Source organism: Sphingomonas sp., from assembly GCF_965248875.1.
GTDB lineage: Bacteria > Pseudomonadota > Alphaproteobacteria > Sphingomonadales > Sphingomonadaceae > Sphingomonas.
The window spans coordinates 1-21,366 of sequence record NZ_CBDFKR010000010.1 but is presented as its reverse complement, the minus strand read 5'-3'; the positions used below and the strand labels follow the sequence as shown (position 1 = coordinate 21,366).

Below are 21,366 nucleotides of genomic sequence, written 5' to 3'. Positions count from 1 at the left end.
TAAAGAGGTTTCCTATGACGAAGATCGATTTCACCCGTTCTCTCCGCACCGGCGCGTCGGCGACGGCGCTGCTGCTCGCGATGACCGCTGCGCCCGCCTTCGCGCAGACCGGCAGCACCACGCCGCAGGACGCGACGCAGGTGCCCGGCTCGAACGGTCAGCAGACCCCCTCCTCGGTCGCGATCGAGGGTCAGCGCACCCAGACCACCGCCCAGAGCTCGGAGCAGGATCAGGCGCAGTCCGACGTCGTCGTCACCGGCTCGCTGTTCCGCGGCAATGCCGAGACGCCGTCGCCGGTCACCACGCTGACCGCCGCCAATCTCGAAGCGCGGGGCATCAACACCGTGACCGAGGCGATCCAGCGCCTGTCGGCCAACGGCTCGGGCACGCTGCCCAACTCCTTCTCGGCCAACGGCGCGTTCGCATCGGGCGCGTCCGCCCCGTCGCTGCGCGGCCTGACCACCAACTCGACGCTGGTGCTGTTCGACGGTCTGCGTGCCGCTTACTATCCGCTGGCCGACGACGGCACGCGTAACTTCGTCGACATCAACTCGATCCCCAACGCGATCGTCGAGCGCATCGACGTGCTGAAGGACGGCGCGTCGTCGACCTACGGCGCCGACGCGGTCGCGGGCGTGATCAACGTCATCACCCGCAAGCAGATCACCGGCCTGCGCATCAACGGCTCGGCCGGCACGTCCGAGCAGGGCGACACCACCGAGCAGCGTTTCGACGCGACCTACGGTTATGGCGATCTGACCGAGCAGCATTTCAACTTCTACGTCTCGGGCGAGTATCAGCATGACGATCCGCTCTACAATGCGGACCGCGGCTATCCATATAACACGTCGAACCTGAGCGGGCTGTGCGCCCCGAGCGTCGGCGTCTACAACCAGACCACCGGCGCCGTCATCGTCGCGCCGGGCACGCAGACCTGCCGTCCGAACGGTGTGCAGAACGGTGTGAATTCCGACGGAACCTATGTCGGCATCGGCACGACGGTGATCCCGATCGTGCGTCCCTACACCGCGACCAACGGCGCGATCGCCGGCTCGCGCTACCAGCTGCTCAATACGGCGGCGGGCTGCGGCGCGTTCCCCAGCATCACGCTGAACGCGGCGCAGGCGGCTGCCAACACGACGGCGGCGCTGACTAACTGCCAGGTCGACAACGTCCAGAACTACAGCGTCATCTCGCCGGAGATCGAACGCATCGGCGCCTCGGCGCGCCTGACGCTGCAGCTGGGCGACAACACCCAGGCGTATGGCCAGTTCAACTTCTACCAGTCGGACGTGTTCTACACCGGCGCGCCGGCGTCGATCCGCTTCGCTTCGCCCAACGGCGGCGCGACGATCAACGGCGCGCTGCCGACATCGGCGGCGATCGCGCTGCCGATCTATGTCTGCCCGCTCAACGGCGCCAATGCGACCTTCGTGAACAGCGTGCCGACCACACCGGGCTGCACTGCGGCGAACGGAACGCTCAACCCGAACAATCCGTTTGCGGCAGCAGGCCAGACGGCGCGAATCATAACGCGCCTCAACGGTATCAACCTGTCCAACGAGCGTCTGACCCGGTCCTATCGCGCGGCGGGCGGCATCAACGGCACCTTTGGCGGCGGCTTCGACTACAGCCTCGAAGGCGTCTACATGCGCGAGGATCTGAAGGCGACGTATCGGGGCTATCCCAACCTGCAGTCGCTGCTCAACGTGATCGCAGACGGGTCGTACAACTTCGTCAATCAGGCAGCCAACACGGCGGCCGAGCGCAACATCCTCGCGCCGACGAGGATCAACAACGCCCGCTCGGAACTGAGCCAGGTTCAGGGCACGATCCGCAAGCAGTTGTTCGACTTGCCGGGTGGTCCGCTTGGTATCGCGGTCGGCGCATCTTATCGCCACGAGGAGATCGTTGCGCCGTCGGCCAATGCGGTCAACCCGCAGAACCCCTACGACACCATCAACCTCAACCGGTTCGGCACGAGCGGGTCGCGTAACGTCGAGTCGGGCTATTTCGAGATCAATGCGCCGATCTTCGAGCAGCTGCTGATCAACGGCTCGGGCCGGTATGATCACTACAGCTCGGGGCAGAGCCACTTCTCGCCGAAGATCGGCGCCAAGTTCACGCCGGTGCATCAGATTTCGCTGGTCGGCACCTATTCGGAAGGCTTCCGTATTCCGAGCTTCGCCGAGTCGTTCGGCCTGCCGACGACGGGCTTCATCACCCAGACCCCGCCGTCCAATTATATTGCCCGCTGCACCGCGGCCGCCGGCACCTATTGCACCGCGCAGTACAGCCTAGGTCTGACCTCGGTCGGCAACCCCAATCTGAAGCCGGAGACGGCGCGTAATTTCACCGCCGGCGTGGTGCTCAATCCAATCCGCAACGTCAGCCTGCGCATCGACTATTACAACATCTACAAGAAGAACCTGATCACCGGTGCTGATTACGGTCCTCAGATCGCCGCCTACTATGCTGCCGGAAACGTGAACAATCTGACCACCGGCGTGACCGGCGTGACGGTCGACACGGTCGGGTTCGCGACACTCCCCGCTGGCGCCGCGCCGTTTCCGCTGCTGTCCACGATCCAATATGGGTTCGTGAACGCGAACTCTGCCAAGTCGACGGGTATCGATGTCGACCTGGAGACGGCCTATCAGATCACGCCGGGCATTCGCTGGACCAGCTCGCTCGAGGGCACCTATGTCATCGAGCTCAGCACCACGATCAATGGCGTGAAGCAGCGGTACGAGGACTCGCTGGGTGCGTACCAGACGACCTCGGCATCGGGCACCCCGCAGTATCGCGCGTCGTGGCAGAACACGTTCGACTTCGGTCGGGTGTCGCTGACCGGGACCGCCTATTACACGGCGGGTTATTCGGAGGGCGCGGCGGACGACGGCAACACGCCGGACGGCCAGGCCTGCTACGGGACCGGGATCAACGGTACGCCGCTCAGCAACGGTGGGTCTTTCACGACCTATCGTGACGGCAATACTGTGGTCGCCTGCCGCGTGCGGCACTTCATCTACGGCGACGTGACGGCCAACGTCCGTGTGAACGACAACTTCACGCTGTACGGCAACATCCTGAACGTCACCAACGCCCATGCACCTTACGATCCCTCGACCTACGGTGCTTATCAGTACAACCCTGCGTGGGGTAATGCGGGCATCATCGGCCGCTACTTCCGCGTCGGTGCGCGCGTTAAGTTCTAAGCGTTACTGCTTAGGTGAATAAATAAAGGGCGGTCCCGCGAGGGGCCGCCCTTCTCTTTTGTGCGATCGTCGTCTCTATCCGGCGCGGAGCTTTGCTACCCGGCCGGGGCGTCGGCGATTACCCGACCGTCAGCGCCAGCTTCCCCTCGCCCTCGTCGACGTCGACCGTCGCGCCGTCCTTGACCTCGCCACGCAGGATCAGATCGGCGAGCGGGTCCTGCAGATGGCGCTGCACCGCGCGCTTGAGCGGCCGCGCGCCGTAGACGGGGTCGTATCCGACCCGCCCCAGCCACACGCGCGCGGCGTCGGTCAGGTGCAGCTGCACCTTGCGATCCGCGAGCAGCTTGCCGACGCGGCCGACCTGGATGTCGACGATCGGGCCCATATGCGCCTGCCCCAGCCGGTGGAACAGGATGATCTCGTCCAGCCGGTTGAGGAACTCCGGGCGGAAATGCGCGCGGACGATCTCCATCACCTGCGGCTCGACCTTCTCGGCTGGCTCGTCCTCGCCCAGCTGCGCCAGGAACTGCGAGCCCAGGTTCGACGTCAGGATGATCAGCGTGTTGCTGAAATCGACCGTCCGCCCCTGGCCGTCGGTCAGACGCCCGTCGTCGAGCACCTGCAACAGGACGTTGAACACGTCCCCATGCGCCTTCTCCACCTCGTCGAACAGCACGACCTGATAGGGCCGCCGCCGCACCGCCTCGGTCAGGACGCCGCCTTCCTCATAGCCGACGTAACCCGGCGGCGCACCGATCAGCCGTGCGACCGCGTGCTTCTCCATGAACTCGCTCATGTCGATCCGCACCATCGCGCTCGCGTCGTCGAACAGGAACTCGGCCAGCGCCTTGGTCAGCTCGGTCTTCCCGACACCGGTGGGCCCAAGGAACAGGAACGAACCGAGCGGCCGCCCCGGGTCCTGCAGCCCGGCGCGCGCGCGCCGCACCGCCGTCGACACCGCGCGCACCGCATCGGCCTGGCCGATCACCCGCTTGCCGAGCGCGTCTTCCATATGGAGCAGCTTCTCGCGCTCGCCTTCTAGCATCCGGTCGACCGGGATGCCGGTCCAGCGTGCGACGACGCCGGCAATGTCTTCGGCGGTCACTTCCTCGCGCAGCATCGCGCCCTTGGTCGCCGACTGCGCATCGGCGAGCTGCTTCGCCAACGCCGGAATGCGCCCGTAGGACAGCTCGCCCGCCTGGGCGAGGTCGCCCGCCCGCTGCGCCTGCTCCATCTCGAGGCGGGCCGCGTCCAGCTGTTCCTTGAGCTTCGCCTCGCCCGCGATCTTGTCGCGTTCGGCCTGCCAGCGCGTGGTAAGCTCCGCCGACTGCTGCTCCAGATTGGCGAGGTCGGTCTCGATGTGGCGCAGCCGGTCGCGCGACGCCTCGTCATCCTCGCGCTTCAGTCCCTCACGCTCGATCTTGAGGCGCAGGATGCGGCGGTCGAGCGTCTCGATCTCCTCGGGCTTGCTCTCCACCTCCATGCGGATGCGGCTGGCGGCCTCGTCCATCAGGTCGATCGCCTTGTCGGGCAGGAAGCGGTCGGTGATGTAGCGGTTCGACAAAGTCGCCGCGGCGACCAGCGCGCCATCGGCGATCCGCACGCCATGGTGACGTTCGTAGGCGTCCTTCAGCCCGCGCAGGATCGAGACCGTGTCCTCGACGCTCGGCTCACCGACGAATACCGGCTGGAATCGCCGTTGCAGCGCCGGGTCCTTCTCGACATGCTTGCGATATTCGTCGAGCGTGGTCGCGCCGACACAGTGCAGCTCGCCGCGCGCCAGGGCGGGCTTCAAGAGGTTGGACGCGTCCATCGCGCCCTCGCCCTTGCCCGCGCCGATCAGCGTGTGCATCTCGTCGATGAACAGGACGACGTCGCCGTCCGCCGCCTTGACCTCGTCGAGCACGCCCTTCAGCCGCTCCTCGAACTCGCCGCGATATTTGGCGCCGGCGATCAGCGCGCCCATGTCGAGCGCCATCAGCCGCCGGTCCTTGAGCGTATCCGGCACGTCACCATTGGCGATACGCAGCGCCAGCCCCTCGGCGATCGCGGTCTTGCCGACGCCCGGCTCGCCGATCAGCGCCGGGTTGTTCTTGGTGCGCCGCGCGAGGATCTGGATGGTGCGGCGGATTTCCTCGTCGCGGCCGATCACGGGATCGAGCTTGCCGTCGCGCGCCGCCTGCGTCAGGTCGCGGGCGAACTTCCTGAGCGCGTCATAGCGGTCCTCCGCGCCCGCCGTGTCGGCGTTGCGGCCCTGACGCAGCTGGTTGATCGCGCCGTTCAGCCCCTCCGCCGTGACGCCCGCCGTCTTGAGTGCGCGTCCCGCCGGGCCGGTGGACAGCGCCAGCGCGAGGAGCAGCCGCTCGACGGTGACGAAGCTGTCGCCCGCCTTCGCGGCGATCTGTTCGGCCTGGTCGAGCACGCGAACCGCATCGGTGGTCAGCCCCGGCTGGCTCTGCGCGCCCGAGCCGGTGACCGCGGGCAGCTTCGCTAACGCCGCGTCGACCTCGGCGGTCGCGCGCTTCGCATCGCCGCCCGCGGCGCCGATCAGCCCGGCAGCCATGCCCTGCTCATCCTCCAACAGCGCTTTCAGGACATGCTCGGGCGTGATCCCCTGATGATTCAGGCGGATCGCTACGGTCTGCGCCGCCTGCAGGAAGCCCTTCGCGCGATCGGTAAACTTCTCGAGATTCATGGATGCTCCTGCCTGCTCCCTGGCCGTATCTGCCCGCCGAGATAGTGTTGCAATTGGGCAACACAAGACTTTGTTAAGCGCGAAAGTCTAGCCCGTCCCGAGACGCGTGAGAGGGTTGCATGGCGACGCGGATTTTCGACATTGATGCGCCGGCGCCGCTGGTCACCGGCTCGTTACGTGACCGGTCGCTGGCGCTGATCGGCCCGCGCGCCGACGCGCTGCTGTTCTGGGGGGCGCCGTTGGCGGCGTTCCTGCTGGTCCAGCTGTGGCTGCGGGGTGCGGACCTTTTAGGCATGCCGGCGGTCGAGCATCATGCGGTGGCGGCGCTGTTCGCAGGCGTCAGCGTCCTGACCTTCGCGCATCTGATCGCGGTCGTGCCCCGCGCCTACGGCAATCGCGAGGTGTTCGCCGCGCACCGCACCCGGCTGGTGATCGTCCCGATCGTGCTAGTCGGCGCGCTGCTGGCGTCGCCGACCTTGCTGCTGCTGGCCAGCGTGGTCGCGGTGGCGTGGGACGTCCATCACTCGGCGATGCAGAATTTCGGCTTTTCGCGGCTCTACGACATGAAGGCGGGAAATCCGCCGTCGATGCTGCGCGCCACCGACCTGCGCCTCAACTGGGCGCTGTATGTCGGGCCGCTCGCCGCGGGCGCGGCGCTGACCATTCACCTTCATTATTTCGCGAAGCTCGACGGAACTGCGCTGGCGGCGTTGACAGGCGTGCCCGGCGTGTTCGGCGCCCATGCCGCCGGCGTGCGCGACGCGGCGATCGTCGCCTATCTCGCCGTGCTGGGCTGGGCCGGGGTCGACTACGCCCGTGCGATGCGCAACGGCTATCGCCTGCCCGCGCACAAGGCGGCGACGCTGGTGACCACGGGCGCGGTGTCGATCCTGGCCTGGGGCTGTTCGCCGCCGGTGGTCGCGCTGGCGGTGGTCAACATCTATCACGCGGTCCAGTATTTCGCGCTGGTGTGGCTCAAGGAAGGGCAGCGCATGCGCGGGCAGGGTCGGGGCGGGGCGACGCTGTGGCGGGCTGCGCTGCTGTTCGGCGGCGGCTGCGCGCTGTTCGGGGTCGCCTATGCGGCAGCGGTGAACGTCAACCCGCGCTGGCTGCTGGCGCCGTTCATCGCCTGCTCGCTGCTCCATTTCTGGTATGACGGGTTCGTCTGGTCCGTGAGGAAGCGACAGGTCTAATCGTGCGACCCTGGGGAACGCCCGCCGGCGGCCGCTTCATCACGCAGTCCGCCGTCGAGCAGGAAGCGGCGGACGCTGGCATCGCTGGTCAGGCCCGCCGCCGTCTGCGCTGCCAGCCATGCCGCGGCGTCATCGCCCGCCAGCCGGCATAGCCGCGCCCGCGCCGCCCACCAGGGCTGATAGGTTGCGGCGCCGCCGATCGCGCCGAGCTGGCGCAATCCGGCCGTGATGTCTCCGTTCTCGCCATAGGCGGCCGCGCGCGCGACGAGGACGCCGGTGGTCGGCGCAAAGGCGGCGAGCACGTCGTACAGGCGGACCAGCGGCGCGGCGAGGCGCTCGCCGGTCAGGCATTGCTGGGCATGAAGCGATTGGATTGCCGCCTCGGTCTGGTAGCGGCCGGGGCGACCTGCCGTCGCCGCGGCGTGCAGCAGCGCCTCCGCATCGAGGATCATCGGTCGCGACCATCGCGCCATATCTTGTAGATTGAGCGGCACGAACCGGCCCGCCGCATCGCGCCGGGCGTCGCGCCGAGCCTCGCAATGCAGCATCAGCGCCAACAGCCCCTGCACTTCCGGGTCCGACGGCGCGAGCCGATGGAGCAGCCGCGCGAGCCAGATCGCTTCGGCGGTGAGGCCGGTCAGCGTGTCGTCGGCACCGTTGACATCCTCCCAGGCGGTCCCGAACGCGGCATAGATCGCGGCGAGCACGCCCTCGATCCGTGCAGGCACGTCGTCGGGCGGAGGAACCTCGAAGGCGATCGACGCATCGCGGATCTTGCGCTTCGCCCTGACCAGCCGCTGGCTCATCGTCGGGCTCGACACCAGAAATGCGGCGGCGATCCGCGCTGCATCAAGCCCGAGCACCGTCTGCAGCATCAACGGCGCCTGTGCCTCGGGCTGGATGGCGGGATGCGTGCAGACGAACATCAGGGCCAGGCGATTGTCGCCGTACAGGTCCGGCGCATTCGTCGCGCGCTCGTCGTCGAGCAGCGCAAGGACCGCAGCGCCGGCCTCAGCGGTGCGGCGGCGGGCGGCGCCATGGCCGATGCGCCGCCGCGCAACCGTCACCAGCCAGCCGATCGGGTTGTGCGGCACGCCCTCGCGAGGCCATTGGACAAGGGCGGCGGCGAACGCGTCGGCCAGCGCATCTTCCGCCGCCGCGATGTCCCCCGACCGCGCCGCCAGCATCGCCAGCAGCCGGCCATAGGACGAACGCGCGATCCCTTCGGCCTCGCGCGCGGGATCGCGCGCCGCCATCAGTTCGCGGGCGGCGTCATCACCGGTCGAATCTCGACCGACCCGGCGGCGGCACAGGGCGCGCGGCCGGCCCATTCGAGCGCCGCATCGAGGTCGGCGACGTCAAGGATGACATAGCCGCCGAGCATCTCCTTAGTGTCGGCGAACGGTCCGTCCACGACCTGGCGGCGGCCGTTCTCGATGCGCAGCGTCGTGCTGACCTCGGGCGGTTGCAGGCCGTTGCCGCTGACCATTACGCCCGCCTGCGCGATCGCGCCCATATAGGCGTTCCAGCTGCCCCAATAGGCGGGAGCGGCAGCGGCATCGTCGCGCTTGCCGCGCTCGGCGGCGGTTTCGTTGAAGAGGAGCATGTAATGCATGGCGGTTCCTTTGCGTGAGCTATGCCGCATCCCGCGGCATAGATGCGGCGTCGCGCCGCATGTGTCGATGTGCGGCGGGGCGGCGGGATTTCGACACGTCGCCAGTCACGGGCCACACGGCATGGCCGCTTTCGCTTACCGACGCACGGTCGTAGACGAGCGGCATGGTTCGTAAGCTGCTGGCCGGGTTCGGCATCGTCCTCGCGCTCATCCTGCTCGGTCTCGCCACGTGGGAGCCGCTGCTCGCGACGCGCGCCACGGCGCCGCCCGCGCGTCGCTACGATACGGTGATCGCGCGCGATCGATGGGGGGTGCCGCATATCTTCGGGCGGACCGATCCGGACGTCGCCTACGGAATCGGCTATGCGCATGCCGAGGATGACTTCAGCACCTTGCAGGAGGTGCTGGCGATGACCCGCGGGCGGCTGGGCGCGATGACCGGGAAGGAGGGCGCGCAGACGGATTACGTCGTCCACCTGCTCGGCGCGCAGGCGACGGTCGATCGCGATTACGACCGACAGCCCGCCGACGTTCGCCTGTTGCTCGATGGCTATGCCTCCGGGCTGAATGCCTACGCGCGGCGGCACCCCGACGAGGTGAGGCTGGCGAAACTCTTTCCGGTCAACGGACGGGACGTGGCGCTCGGTTTCGTGGTGCGCTCACCCTTCTTCTTCGGGCTGGAGGGCGTGCTCGGCGCGCTGGCGGGCGGCACGCCGTTACCCGCTGAGCAGGCACCGCTCGACGCGCCGTTCGGCACACCGTTGGGGACGCAGCCGGCGGAGAACGGGTCGAACGCCTTTGCGGTTGCGCCGCGCAGGTCGACCGACGGCTGGACGCGGCTGGTGTCCAATTCGCATCAGCCCTGGCGCGGCGGCGTCGCCTGGTACGAGCTGACGGTGCAGTCGGGCACCGGCTGGCATTTCGCGGGCGCGACCTTCCCCGGCGCGCCCTATCCGTTGCTGGGGCATAATGAGACGCTGGGCTGGACCAACACGGTCAACCGTCCCGACCTGATCGACGTCTACCGGCTGACTACCGACGGCGGCCGCTATCGCTTCGACGGTCGGTGGCGGCCGCTGGAGCGCACCCGCGTCTGGCTGCCGGTCAAGCTGTGGGGGCCATTCGTGCTGCCGGTGCCAAAGACGGTGCTGCGCGCGATCCAGGGCCCGGCGATCGAGACGGCCCACGGCACCTTCGCGATCCGTTACGGCGGCGCGGATCAGTTGCGGATGGTGGAGGAATATTACCGGCTGACGCGGGCGCGCAATTGGTCCGAGTGGCAGGCGGCGCTGGCGATCCAGGGGGTGCCCGCGACCAACTTCGTCTATGCCGATGCGACGGGACGGATCGCGCATGTCTACAATGCCAGCTTTCCGAACCGGCGGCCGGGGTTCGATTACGGCCGAGTACTGACCGGCGACACGTCGCGCGACTATGCGCCCGGCACCGTGCCCTGGGCGCAGGTGCCGCAGCATGTCGACCCGCCCTCGGGTTTCCTCATCAACGCCAACAACTCACCCTATCTGGCGAGCGGGCCGGGGTCGGAGCTGGCAGCCCAGCCGCCGCTGCTCGGCGTCGAGCGCGACACCACCAACCGCGCGACGCGGGCGGTCGAGCTGATGCTGGCGACGCCGCGGATCGGCGAGGCGGAGCTGGAACAGATCAAATATGACACGGGCGTCAGCAGGCGGGGCTGGGCGGCGAAGTGGTTCGCAGACCTGCTCGCGGTCGACCCGCGCGGTGACGACCAGATCGCGCATGCGCAGGCGCTGCTGCGGCAATGGGACTGGAACTTCGACGGACGCGGGCCAGCGGACGGACTGGCGGTGCTGCTGATGCGCGCGGGGCAGGCGTGGCACTATCAGCGCAAGCCGGAAGCCGATCCGCGCGAGGAACTGCGCAAGGCAGCCGACCATCTGCGCGACCGGTTCGGGCGGCTCGACGTGCCGCTCGGCGACCTGCTTCGGCTGCGGCAGGGGCATGTCGACCTGCCGCTCGATGGCGGCCCCGACGTGCTGCGCGCGGCGGCGTTGTGGGACGTCGACCCCGACGGGCGGCTGGCGGTGAAGCATGGCGACAGCTTCGTCATGTTCATGGCCTGGGACTCGCAGGGCCAGGTCCACAGCCGCTCGATCCAACCCTATGGTGCCGCGACGACGCGGCCCGCGTCGCCGCATTACGCCGACCAGGCGGCGCTGTTCGCCCGCCACGCCACCAAGTCGGTTTGGTTCTGGCGCAGCGAGCTCGCGCGCAACGTGGAGCGGGTGTACCGGCCATAGCGCGTTGCCTGGCGCCGTCATCGCGCCTAATGAGACAATGTTACCGAGAGGATCGATCGCCTGATGACCTTCAAGAGCTTCGCGCTGGCCGGCGCCGCCGCCCTGGCGCTCGCCGCGCCCGCCCTTGGTCAGACGACGGCGCCTGCCGCCGCCGGTCCCGCACCCGCCGTGTCGGCGGCGGAGCTCGTGCGGCAGGTCGACATTCCCTTTGAACAGTTCACCCTCCCCAACGGCCTGCGCGTCGTTGTCCATACCGATCGCAAAGCGCCGGTGGTCGCGGTCAGCGTTTGGTACAATGTCGGGTCGACCTTCGAGCCCGCAGGGCGCACCGGCTTCGCGCATCTGTTCGAGCATCTGATGTTCAACGGCAGCGAGAACGCGCCCGATGATTTCTTCGTGCCGCTCAAAAGTATCGGCGCCACCGACCTCAACGGCACCACAAGTTTCGACCGCACCAATTATTTCGAGACGGTGCCGACCGGCGCGCTGGAGCGGGCGTTGTTCCTCGAGTCCGATCGGATGGGCTGGCTGACCGGTGCGATCACGCAGGGCGTGCTCGACGAGCAGCGCGGCGTCGTCCAGAACGAGAAGCGGCAGGGCGACAACCAGCCTTACGGCCTGGTGCAGTATCGCCTCTATGGCGGGCTGTTCCCGGCCGGTACGCCCTATGGGCATACCGTGATCGGCTCGATGGCCGACCTGGACGCCGCGACGCTGGAAACGGTGCGCGGCTGGTTCCATGACCATTATGGACCGAACAACGCGGTGCTGGTGCTGGCGGGTGACGTCGATGCGGCAACCGCACGGACGCTGGCGGCGCGGTATTTCGGCCCGATCCCGCGCGGGCCGCAGAGTGTCTTCCCGGCGGCGACCGTGCCGCGGCTGCCGGCGCCGGTCAGTGATACGATCCGCGATCGCGTGGCCGCGGTGATGATCACCAAGAATTGGCCGGTGCCGAGCATCCACGACGCCGATGCGGCGGCGCTGGACGTTGCGAGCGGGGTGCTGGGTGGGCTCGCCTCCTCTCGGCTCGACAACGCGCTGGTCAAGGGCGACCGGCTGCTGACATCGGTATCGGCCTATAACGATGACATGCGCGGGGCCGGGGTGTTCACGATCCGCGCGCTGGTCAGGCCGGGGGTGGACCCCGCGGTCGCCAGCCGCCGCATCGACGAGGTGCTCGCTCAGTTCCTGCGCGAGGGGCCGAGCGCCGATGAAGTAAGCCGCGTCGTGACCCAGACCGCGTCGAGCACGATCTTCGGGCTCGAGTCGGTCGGCGGCTTCGGCGGCAAGGCAGTTACGCTTGCCGAGGGCGCGCTGTTCTTCGACGACCCCGGCCATTACCGGCGCGAGCTGGCCGATCTGGCGCGCCAGACTCCGGCGAGCGTGCGTGCGGCGGCGAACCGCTGGTTGACCCGGCCGGCCTATACGCTGACGGTCGTACCGGGCGCGCGCGACGCCTATGCAGAGGCCGCGGCACCGCCCGCCGCCCCGGCCGGGCCCGCGCCAACGCTGCAACCCCGCAACTCGCGCGGCGGCATGACGCTGCCGGCGGTTGGCGAGCTGACCGGACTGACCTTCCCGGCGGTAGCCCGCGACCGGCTCTCGAATGGTATCGAGATCGTCTATGCACAGCGCACCGCAGTGCCGGTGACGCAGGCGGTGATCAGCTTCGACGCCGGCGTCGCCGCCGACGTGCCGGGGCATCTGGGCACCGCGGCGATGACCATGAACATGCTGGAGGAGGGCACGGGCAGCCTCGATTCGATCGCGATTGCGATGGCGGAGGAGCGGCTGGGCGCGTCGATCGGGACTGGCTCGTCGCTGGACCGCAGCAGCGTCACGCTGGCGGTGCCGAGCGGCAATCTCGCGCCCGCGCTGGACCTGTGGGCCGATATCGTCCGCCGCCCCGCCTTTGCCGACAGCGAGGTCGCGCGCGTCCGGCAGCAGCAGCTGGCGGGGATCGCGCAGGAGCTGACCCGGCCCGAGGCGTTGGCGTCGCGCGTGATGCCGCAGCTGCTCTACGGCGCGGCTCATCCTTATGCCAAGGCGATGGGCGGTGGCGACCCGCGCGCGGTGGCCGCACTGACGCCCGCCGATCTGCGCAGCTGGCAGCAGGCATGGCTGCGCCCCGACAAGGCCAGGATCTTCGTCACCAGCGACCGGCCACTCGCCGAGATCAAGCCGTTGCTGGAGGCGCGGTTCGGCACCTGGACCGCGACGGGCGCGGCGGGCACCAAGAGCTTCGCTGCGGCGGCTCAGCCGGCCGGGCCGAGGATCGTGCTGATCGACCGGCCGGACAGCCCGCAATCGGTGATCGTCGGAGCGATCCCGACGGCGCTGGCGGGCACCGACGATCTGCTGCCGTTGCAGACTGCCAACGACGCGCTCGGCGGCGATTTCCTCAGCCGCATTAACATGGACCTGCGCGAGAACCGCCACTGGTCCTACGGCGTCAACGGCAACTTCCGCGCCAACGAGCATAGTGCGCCCTATTACATCAGTGCGCCCGTGCAGGCGAACCAGACCGGCGCGGCGCTGGCGGCGCTACGTGAGGATGTCAGCGCGTTCCTGACCACGCAGCCATTGACGGCGGTGGAGTTCGACCGCGCCATTACCGGCTCGATCCGCGAGCTGCCGGGCAGTTTCGAGACCGCGGGCGACGTGCTCGGCGCGATGCAGCGCAACGACCTGCTCCGCCGGCCGGACGATTATTACGGACGCATCACCGCGCGCTATCGGGCGCTGACCCAACCGCAGCTGACCGCGGCGATCGGTGGGGTGCTTCATCCTGATCGAGCGATCTGGGTGGTGGTCGGCGACGCGCGGACGGTCCGGCCGCAGCTTGACAGGCTGGGGCTGCCGGTCGAGGTCGTGCCGGCATCATCGGTCGCGGGCGCTTCCGCGGCGGCGCATCAGGGAGAGTGAGCATGGCGGACGTCGACGGCAGCTGGGACTGCACGGTCAAGAGCCCGTTGGGCGACCAGAAGATGACGGTGACGGTCAAGACCGATGGCTCGACGTGGAGCGGCAACGTCTCGGGCGCGATGGGCTCCAGCGACATCTCGGGCGACGCGAACGGCGAGACGATCAGCTGGAAGCAACAGATGACGGTGCCGATGCCGATGACGCTCGACTGTCAGGCGACAGCGGATGGCGACACGCTGACCGGCACCGTCGGCGCGGGCGCGTTCGGCAGCTTTCCGCTGAGCGGCACGCGATCGGCCTAGCTTGATCCTCCCCGCGGGCGGGGAGGGGACCACTCGCCAAAGGCGAGTGGTGGGGGCGTTCTCCGCGAGCGGTTTACTCGCGGCCTGCGCCCTCCGTCAGCCGCCGGCGCAGCTGCCACCTCCCCGCGAGCGGGGAGGATCACCTTTCCACCCGCGTCACATGCCCCATCTTGCGCCCGGCGCGCATCGATTTGCCGTAGAGGTGGAGATGCGCGCCCGGCTCGGCCAGGAACTTCGGCCAGCGGTCTGCGTCGGCCCCGAGCAGGTTCTCCATCGTCACCCGCGCGCCCGTCAGCGCGGTCGCGCCGAGCGGCAGGCCGCAGACGGCGCGGATGTGGTTCTCGAACTGCGAGGTGACGGCGCCCTCGATCGTCCAATGCCCCGAATTGTGGACGCGGGGCGCCATCTCGTTGAATACCGGGCCGCCGGCGGTGGCGAAGAACTCGCAGGCGAGGATGCCGATATGGTCCAGCTCGTCGGCGATCCGCCTGGTCAGCGCGACGGCCTCCTCCGCCTGCGCCAACACCAAAGGCGAGGCGGGGAGGGCCGAGGTCGCCAGTACGCCGTCGTGATGGACGTTCTCCGGCACGTCCCACACCGCGCACGCGCCGTCCGCGCAGCGGGCCAGCAGGACGGAGAACTCCGCGGCGAAGTCGACCCGCGCTTCCAGAATCGCCGCATGCCCGACCGGCGGGCGCGGCGGCTGGCCGATGCTCGTCCATGCGGCTTCGGCCTCGCCCTCGGTATCGATCCGCGCCTGCCCCTTGCCGTCATAGCCGAACAGCGTCGTCTTCAGGATCGCGGGTGCGCCGACCTGGGCGACCGCGGCATGCAGGCTGGCCAGGTCGTCGACCGGCGCCCAGGCGGCGGTGCGGCCGCCGAGCGACGTCACGAGCGTCTTCTCGTGCGGACGGTAGCGGGAAACGTCGAGCGAGCGGGCGGAAGGATGCACCGCGACCCGCCCGGCAAGGTAGCTCACCGCCTGCGGATCGACATTCTCGAACTCATAGGTGGCGACGTCGATCGCGGCGGCAAAGGCGCGCATTGCGTCGGCGTCCTCGAACCGCGCCTGCGTCCAGTGCGCGGTGACCTCGGTCGCGGGGCCGCTCGCCTCGGGCGCGAAGATGTGGGTCTTATAGCCGAGCTGCGCCGCGGCGATCGCGAGCATCCGCCCGAGCTGCCCGCCGCCCAGGATGCCGATGGTCGCGCCCGGCGCCACTATTGTCCGTTCGTGCTGAGATTGTCGAAGCACCGTCTTTCCTTCAGCCCGGATGAGAAGAGCGGCCCTTCGACAAGCTCAGGGCGAACGGAGATTAGGCCGGCTCCTCCGCCACGCCCTCGGCCTGCGCCGCGCGCCAGGCCTGCAACCGAGCGGCCAGCGCCTCGTCCCCCGTCGCCAGAATCGCCGCCGCCAGCAGCCCGGCGTTGATCGCGCCGGGCTTGCCGATCGCGAGCGTGCCCACCGGCACGCCGCCCGGCATCTGGACGATCGAGAGCAGGCTATCCATACCCGCCAGCGCCTTTGACTCGACCGGCACGCCCAGCACCGGCAGGTGCGTCATCGCCGCCGCCATGCCCGGCAGGTGCGCCGCGCCGCCCGCGCCCGCGACGATCACCTTGATCCCGCGCGCTGCCGCGCCTCCGGCATAATCGTAGAGCCGCTGCGGCGTCCGGTGCGCCGACACCACCCGGGTCTCGTAGGCGACATCCAGCGTGTCGAGCGTCGCCGCGGCATGGCGCATCGTGTCCCAGTCGGACTGCGAGCCCATGATGATGCCGACCAGCGCCCCCACGGCGTGGAGGTTAGCGACGGAGCGGAGCGCGGGCAATGCTCTCCCCTTCCCTCAGGGGGAGGGCCGGAGGGTGGGGCCTCTCGACGCGCGAACGGGTTGAGGGACAGGCCCAATCCAATCCCTTCCTAATGGGGCGGGGCTTAGATTGGCGCGCGTCGTGATCTATGGCCCGGGGATGACCGACGCACCGATGACCTATGGCCGCTACCTGTCGCTCGACCGGCTGCTGACCGCGCAGCAGCCGCTGTCGGAGCGACACGACGAGCTGCTGTTCATCATCGTCCACCAGACCAAGGAGCTGTGGCTCAAGCAGATCATCGCCGAGCTGCTCCCCGCGAAGGCGCTGATCCGCGCCGGGCAGCTGACCGAGGCGTACAAGAACCTGGCGCGGGTCAGCCGCATCCAGGCGGTAATGACGTTGTCCTGGGACGTGCTCGCGACGATGACGCCCGCCGACTACACGCGCTTTCGCGGCGTGCTCGGCGGCAGCTCCGGCTTCCAGTCCGATCAGTTCCGCAGCGTCGAGGTGCTGCTGGGCCTGCGCGGAGGCAGCGGTGGCGGTGAGCTGACCGCGCGGTTCGAACGCGAACCGAGCCTCTGGGACGACGCCAACGCCGCGCTCGCCGCGGCTGGGTTCGACATGCCGCACGAGACGCTGACGCGCGACTGGCCGCAACCCCACACGCCGAGCGACGGCGTCGAGGCGGCGTGGGCGGCGGTCTATGCCGACCCCGACCGCTGGTGGGCGCTGTATCAGCTCGCCGAGAAGCTGGTCGATATCGACGATGCGCTCGCGACGTGGCGGCACAAGCACGTGCTGACGGTCAGCCGCATCATCGGCGGCAAGCGCGGCACCGGCGGCACGCCCGGCGTCGGCTATCTGGAAGGCACGCTGACCAAGCGCGCCTTTCCAGAGCTGTGGAGCCTGCGGACGCGGTTGTGAGCGCCCCCGCCAAGGGAGCGCTCACCCGCCAGCCAGCGGAGGTCAATCAGCGTTAATAGCCGCGATCATAGCCGTCGTAGCGATCGTGGAAGCGATGCGCGCGCTCCCACGCCCGGCGACGCTCGCGCTCTTCCCAGCGGCGGCGCTCTTCCCAGCGGTGCCGGTCGCGACGGTCGTCGAACCGATAGTCGCGCTCGTCATTGCGATAGCCGCCTCGATCGTCGTAGCGCTGCCCGTAATAGCCGCCATTGCCGTAGCCGCCGCCATAGGACTGCGCTGAGGCGACGCCCGGTAGCGCGACGCTGGCGACGGCGGTGAGGCCGAGGATGATGGTCTTGATCGACATGGTCGTTCTCCCGTGTGGGCAACCCACGGAAGGGATTTAGCGCGACGTTCGTGAGACGGCGCTGAACGACGCTGGCAGCCGCCGTTCAGCGTTCGCTGAGATAGTAGCGGTCTAGCGGCTGCAGCGCGTCGTCCAGCTGATAGACGATCGGCTGCCCGGTCGGGATCTCCAGCCCGGTGATCGCGTCGTCGGGGATCGCCGACAGATGCTTGACCAGCGCGCGCAGCGAATTGCCATGAGCGGAGATCAGCACCCGCTCGCCCGCGCGCAGCGCCGGGGCGATCCGCCCCTCCCAATAGGGCAGCACCCGCGCGATCGTGTCCTTCAGGCTTTCGGTCCGCGGCACCTCGATGCCGTGATAGCGCCGGTCGGCGGACAGGTCATAAGCGCTGCCCAGCGCCTGCACGGGCGGCGGAATGTCGAAGCTGCGCCGCCAGACCTTGACCTGATCCTCGCCGTGCCGCGCCGCCGTCTCCGCCTTGTCGAGCCCGGTCAGCCCGCCGTAATGCCGCTCGTTCAGCCGCCAGTGCTTCTCCACCGGCAGCCACAGCCGCCCCATCGCCTCCAGCGCCAGGTTGAGCGTCTTGATCGCGCGCGTCTGCAGCGAGGTGAAGGTGAGGTCGAAATCGAGCCCTTTCGCCGCCATTAGCGCCCCCGCAGCCCGCGCCTCTTCCGCCCCCTTCGCCGTCACGTCGACGTCCCACCAGCCGGTGAAGCGGTTCTCCAGGTTCCAGGCGGACTGGCCGTGGCGGATCAGGACGAGCGTGGGCATGGGTTTAGAGGTCCAGATACATGAAGCGATTGTGCGGGCTGGCCGGATAGCCGCCGAAGGCGGGGCCGTCCACGAAGCCCGCCTGTTCGTACAGCCGGGTGGCGGGGTCGAAAGGCGGCGCGGTGCCGGTCTCCAGACGGACGCGCCGGTAACCGCGTGCGCAAGCGACGGCGAGCAGATGGTCGAGCAGCGCGCGGCCGACGCCCCGGCGCAACGCCGCGTCGGCGGTGCGCATCGACTTCACCTCGGCATGATCGGGCGCGATCTGCTTTAGCGCCACCATGCCGAGCAGCGTCTCGCCTTCCCACGCTGTCCAGAAGGTGATCGCCGGGTCGCGCAGCCGGTCGGGGACAAGGACATGCGTGTTTTCGGGCGGCGTATGGGCGCGGCCGAACGCCACGTGCTGCGCGAGCAGCTCGGCAAGCGCGGACGAACCGGGATCGTCCTCTCTGATCTCCACCCGTACGCCTCCCTTGCCGCTCCCCGGCCAACGCCTTAGCGGGCAGGCACGAACGGGCAAGCGAAGGAGCAGACGCGATGGCGATCGAGCGGCAAACCAAGGTGTATGACGGCCCCGGCGGTCCGTTCGAAGGCGTCTTCGCCCACGACGCCGCGGCGGCCGCCCAACGCCCGGGCGTGCTGATCCTCCCCAACGTGCTGGGGCAGAAGGAGGCGGACAATTGGGTCGCCGAGCGGATGGCGGGTGTTGGCTATGTCGGCTTCGTCGCCGACGTGTTCGGTCAGGGCAAACGCGCCGAGCGCGGACCGGACATGGGGCGCTACATGAACGAGTGCCTCGCCGACCGGGCACAGCTGCGCGACCGGCTGGCGGCGAGTCTGGCGACGTTGAAAGCTCATCCGGCGGTCGATGCGGCAAAGACGGCGGCGATCGGCTTCTGCTTCGGCGGGCTGTGTGTCCTCGATCTTGCGCGATCGGGGCAGGATGTGCTCGGCGGCGTGTCGTTCCACGGTGTCTTCCATCGGCCCGACTATGCCAATGTCTCGCCGATCGCGATGAAGCTGCTCGTCAGCCACGGCTGGGACGATCCGCTGGCGAAGCCCGACGCGGTGGTGGCGCTGGCGGCCGAGCTGACCGAGGGCAAGGCGGACTGGCAGCTCCACGCCTTCGGCGACACCGGTCACGGCTTTACCGACGAGAGCGCGGCCGGATTAGGGGTGCCGGGCGTCGGCTACCAACCGCGATCGGCGGCGCGCGGCTGGCGTGCGGCGGACGACTTTCTGGCCGAGCTGTTCGGCTGACGCTTCTCGACCGGCGGCAAGGGATCGATCGGCCCCGGCGGACGGAGGGTCGGCGTCAATCGTGGTCGATGCGGAACAATGTCTCCACAGGCCGGCCCAAGGCGGCGGCGAGCTTGAGCGCCAGCAGCGTCGAGGGCACGAAGACGTTGTTCTCGACCGTGTTGATCGTCTTGCGGCTCACTCCGACGCGCTCGGCCAGCTCGGCCTGGGTCCAGCCGCGCCGGCCGCGTTCTTCGCGCAGCGTGTTGGCGAGCCGCTCAACCATCCTTCAGCGCGCGCCGCTCAAGCATGCCGAACCGCAGCAACGCCACCGAGATCCCGATGGCGGTGAGGATGTGGATCGCTCCGCGAGCGCCGATCGGTTCGAATAGCGAGACGACGTAGAGCGTGAACGCCGAGATCATCGTCGCCAAAAACCCCAGGCGGAACGCCTCGGCACGGTTGGCGCGCGTATTTTCGTCGTTGATCAGTGCCCGGACCGGTGCGCTCTTCAGCCAGTCGAACCCGCTCGCCAGCCCGACGAGCAGGACGATCGAGAGCGCCAGCCATCCGCCAATCGCGATACGGTTCACCAGCCGTGTCCCCTCGTCCATGCGCGTGCCGGCAAAATAGCTTACCTGTTGTGCAACGAACATCGCGGCCAGCGCCGGCATCATTCGGGCGCGGCTGCGCAAGAGGCGGTCGGCGGTTTCGATATCGGTCATCATCATCCCCTGTAACCTGTAGGTGACAAGTAACCCTTAGGTTACATCATCGCAAGAGGCTTTCGCGCCGACTCGCGCGTGGTTAATGGCGGGGAGGTGACGCCGGAGGATCAGCCGACCACGGGCCGCTTCGCCGGTGCCGAGCATCGCTATCCCGTGCGCGTGTATTTTGAGGACACCGACCTGTCGGGCGTAGTCTACCACGCAAACTATCTCCGATTCATGGAGCGCGCGCGGTCGGACATGCTGCGGCTGGCCGGCATCGACCAGCGTGCGGCGTTCGCGGCGGGTGAGGGGGCCTATGCGGTTGCCGATCTCCGCATCCGCTTCGCCGCGCCCGCCCGGCTCGACGATGCGCTGGTGGTCGTCTCGGGCCTGACCGCGGTGCGTGCGGCGGGCGTCGTCATTCAGCAGCGGGTCATGCGCGGCGCGCTTCTCCTGACCGAGGCGAGCGTGACGGCGGCGCTGGTCGCGCCGGGCGGTCGTGCGAAGCGTCAGCCCGAGGCCTGGACCGCGATCTTCCGCACCCTGCTCGCGCCCGAGGAGCTTCAGTGAACCCTGTCCTGGTTACCGACCCTGCCTCCCTGTCGCCGGTGGCGCTGTTCCTCCATGCCGATATCGTCGTGAAGGTGGTGATGGGCGGGCTGCTCCTCGCCAGCATCTGGACCTGGGCGATCATCCTCACCTTCGGGCTGCGGCTGCGGCGCGCGCGCAAGGCGATGCGCGGGTTCGAGCGCGCCTTCTGGCAGGCGGAGGATATCGACGCCTTCTACAAGGCGCAAGGCGAGCAGGACTTGCCGTCCGCCCGGGTGATGGCGGCGGGAATCGCCGAATGGCGGCGCTCGACCGCGGGCGCAGGCGTCGACCGGGTGGCGACGCGCGAACGGCTGGCGACGACGATGAACGCGGCGGCGGCGGGCGAGATCGACCGGCTCGCGGACCGGCTCAACGTGCTTGCGACGATCGGTTCGGTGGCGCCGTTCGTCGGGCTGTTCGGGACGGTGTGGGGGATCATGCGGTCGTTTACCGGGATCGCGCAGGCGCAGAACTCGTCGCTGGCGGTGGTCGCGCCGGGGATCGCGGAGGCGCTGTTCGCGACCGCGATCGGGCTGTTCGCCGCAATCCCAGCGGTGATCGCGTACAACCGGTTCAGCCACGGCGTGAACCGGGTCGAGGCCGGGCTGTCGCGCTTTTCGGACGGCTTCCACACCACGCTGTCGCGCCAGCTGGACGCGGTGAAGTGAGGGTGACGAGAAATTCCTGTCCGGGACGGGAAGGTGGCGCGCGAGAAACGCGTGACGGAGGGGGCTCGCCTCCC

19 protein-coding genes are annotated in these 21,366 nt (G+C 68.8%); 9 read left to right on the top strand and 10 right to left on the bottom strand.

Annotation, left to right across the window (positions count from 1 at the left end):
• Positions 1 to 14: 14 nt before the first annotated feature.
• Positions 15 to 3,218, top strand: a complete 3,204-nt coding sequence (locus ACP2AD_RS06765) for a TonB-dependent receptor domain-containing protein (RefSeq protein ID WP_425229326.1) — start codon at positions 15 to 17, stop codon at positions 3,216 to 3,218.
• Between the two features lie 118 nt (positions 3,219 to 3,336).
• Here ACP2AD_RS06765 and clpB read toward each other — a convergent pair whose 3' ends face one another.
• The gene (gene clpB / locus ACP2AD_RS06760) at positions 3,337 to 5,913 is read right to left on the bottom strand and encodes an ATP-dependent chaperone ClpB (protein ID WP_425229325.1); all 2,577 of its coding nucleotides are present in this window, start codon (positions 5,911 to 5,913) and stop codon (positions 3,337 to 3,339) included.
• A 119-nt stretch (positions 5,914 to 6,032) separates the two neighbouring features.
• On the opposite strand from clpB, the gene ACP2AD_RS06755 reads away from it, so the two are divergent.
• On the top strand, positions 6,033 to 7,106 hold the full coding sequence (locus ACP2AD_RS06755) for a hypothetical protein (protein ID WP_425229324.1): 1,074 nt from the start codon (positions 6,033 to 6,035) through the stop codon (positions 7,104 to 7,106).
• Here ACP2AD_RS06755 and ACP2AD_RS06750 read toward each other — a convergent pair.
• Both ACP2AD_RS06750 and ACP2AD_RS06745 read right to left on the bottom strand, forming a co-directional pair.
• A complete protein-coding gene (locus ACP2AD_RS06750) occupies positions 7,103 to 8,362 on the bottom strand; it encodes an RNA polymerase sigma factor (RefSeq protein ID WP_425229323.1) in 1,260 nt (419 codons plus the stop codon). The genes ACP2AD_RS06755 and ACP2AD_RS06750 overlap by 4 nt on opposite strands.
• Positions 8,362 to 8,721 carry a YciI family protein gene (locus ACP2AD_RS06745; protein ID WP_425229322.1) on the bottom strand — a complete coding sequence of 120 codons (360 nt, stop codon included), beginning with the start codon at positions 8,719 to 8,721 and terminating at the stop codon, positions 8,362 to 8,364. Before ACP2AD_RS06745 ends, ACP2AD_RS06750 begins: the two co-directional genes overlap by 1 nt.
• Before the next feature lie 164 nt (positions 8,722 to 8,885).
• Here ACP2AD_RS06745 and ACP2AD_RS06740 point away from each other — a divergent pair, with 164 nt between their 5' ends.
• The 3 genes from ACP2AD_RS06740 to ACP2AD_RS06730 all read left to right on the top strand — a co-directional run bounded on the left by ACP2AD_RS06740 (position 8,886) and on the right by ACP2AD_RS06730 (position 14,230).
• Positions 8,886 to 11,000, top strand: coding sequence for a penicillin acylase family protein (locus ACP2AD_RS06740; protein ID WP_425229321.1), 2,115 nt, complete (start codon positions 8,886 to 8,888; stop codon positions 10,998 to 11,000).
• A 63-nt stretch (positions 11,001 to 11,063) separates the two neighbouring features.
• On the top strand, positions 11,064 to 13,928 hold the full coding sequence (locus ACP2AD_RS06735) for a M16 family metallopeptidase (RefSeq protein WP_425229320.1): 2,865 nt from the start codon (positions 11,064 to 11,066) through the stop codon (positions 13,926 to 13,928).
• 2 nt (positions 13,929 to 13,930) lie between these two features.
• Positions 13,931 to 14,230 carry a hypothetical protein gene (locus ACP2AD_RS06730; protein WP_425229319.1) on the top strand — a complete coding sequence of 100 codons (300 nt, stop codon included), beginning with the start codon at positions 13,931 to 13,933 and terminating at the stop codon, positions 14,228 to 14,230.
• 139 nt (positions 14,231 to 14,369) lie between these two features.
• On the opposite strand, the gene ACP2AD_RS06725 is transcribed toward ACP2AD_RS06730, so the two are convergent.
• Together ACP2AD_RS06725 and purE are read right to left on the bottom strand one after the other, a co-directional pair.
• A complete protein-coding gene (locus tag ACP2AD_RS06725; protein WP_425229318.1) occupies positions 14,370 to 15,482 on the bottom strand; it encodes a 5-(carboxyamino)imidazole ribonucleotide synthase in 1,113 nt (370 codons plus the stop codon).
• Positions 15,483 to 15,543: 61 nt separating this feature from the next.
• A complete protein-coding gene (purE, locus tag ACP2AD_RS06720; RefSeq protein WP_425229344.1) occupies positions 15,544 to 15,999 on the bottom strand; it encodes a 5-(carboxyamino)imidazole ribonucleotide mutase in 456 nt (151 codons plus the stop codon).
• 199 nt (positions 16,000 to 16,198) lie between these two features.
• Here purE and ACP2AD_RS06715 point away from each other — a divergent pair, with 199 nt between their 5' ends.
• Entirely contained in the window at positions 16,199 to 16,966 is a 768-nt protein-coding gene (locus ACP2AD_RS06715; RefSeq protein WP_425229317.1) for a tryptophan 2,3-dioxygenase, read from the top strand.
• A gap of 52 nt (positions 16,967 to 17,018) precedes the next feature.
• On the opposite strand, the gene ACP2AD_RS06710 is transcribed toward ACP2AD_RS06715, so the two are convergent.
• The 3 genes from ACP2AD_RS06710 to ACP2AD_RS06700 form a co-directional block, all read right to left on the bottom strand.
• Positions 17,019 to 17,312: a hypothetical protein gene (locus tag ACP2AD_RS06710; protein WP_425229316.1), complete on the bottom strand. Its 294-nt coding sequence runs from the start codon at positions 17,310 to 17,312 to the stop codon at positions 17,019 to 17,021.
• 85 nt (positions 17,313 to 17,397) lie between these two features.
• Entirely contained in the window at positions 17,398 to 18,084 is a 687-nt protein-coding gene (gene gpmA, locus ACP2AD_RS06705; RefSeq protein WP_425229315.1) for a 2,3-diphosphoglycerate-dependent phosphoglycerate mutase, read from the bottom strand.
• Between the two features lie 4 nt (positions 18,085 to 18,088).
• Entirely contained in the window at positions 18,089 to 18,544 is a 456-nt protein-coding gene (locus ACP2AD_RS06700; RefSeq protein WP_425229314.1) for a GNAT family N-acetyltransferase, read from the bottom strand.
• Between the two features lie 77 nt (positions 18,545 to 18,621).
• Between ACP2AD_RS06700 and ACP2AD_RS06695 the strand changes: the two genes are divergently transcribed.
• Positions 18,622 to 19,344 carry a dienelactone hydrolase family protein gene (locus ACP2AD_RS06695; RefSeq protein WP_425229313.1) on the top strand — a complete coding sequence of 241 codons (723 nt, stop codon included), beginning with the start codon at positions 18,622 to 18,624 and terminating at the stop codon, positions 19,342 to 19,344.
• A gap of 55 nt (positions 19,345 to 19,399) precedes the next feature.
• Here ACP2AD_RS06695 and ACP2AD_RS06690 read toward each other — a convergent pair whose 3' ends face one another.
• Positions 19,400 to 19,609, bottom strand: coding sequence for a helix-turn-helix transcriptional regulator (locus tag ACP2AD_RS06690; RefSeq protein WP_425229312.1), 210 nt, complete (start codon positions 19,607 to 19,609; stop codon positions 19,400 to 19,402).
• Complete coding sequence (locus ACP2AD_RS06685) at positions 19,602 to 19,997, bottom strand: hypothetical protein (RefSeq protein WP_425229311.1); 396 nt, start codon at positions 19,995 to 19,997, stop codon at positions 19,602 to 19,604. The genes ACP2AD_RS06690 and ACP2AD_RS06685 overlap by 8 nt, the downstream gene beginning before the upstream one ends.
• 147 nt (positions 19,998 to 20,144) lie before the next feature.
• Here ACP2AD_RS06685 and ACP2AD_RS06680 point away from each other — a divergent pair, with 147 nt between their 5' ends.
• The gene (locus ACP2AD_RS06680) at positions 20,145 to 20,603 is read left to right on the top strand and encodes a YbgC/FadM family acyl-CoA thioesterase (protein WP_425229310.1); all 459 of its coding nucleotides are present in this window, start codon (positions 20,145 to 20,147) and stop codon (positions 20,601 to 20,603) included.
• Positions 20,600 to 21,292: a protein TolQ gene (tolQ, locus tag ACP2AD_RS06675; protein ID WP_425229309.1), complete on the top strand. Its 693-nt coding sequence runs from the start codon at positions 20,600 to 20,602 to the stop codon at positions 21,290 to 21,292. The genes ACP2AD_RS06680 and tolQ overlap by 4 nt, the downstream gene beginning before the upstream one ends.
• The last annotated feature ends 74 nt before the right edge of the window (positions 21,293 to 21,366 follow it).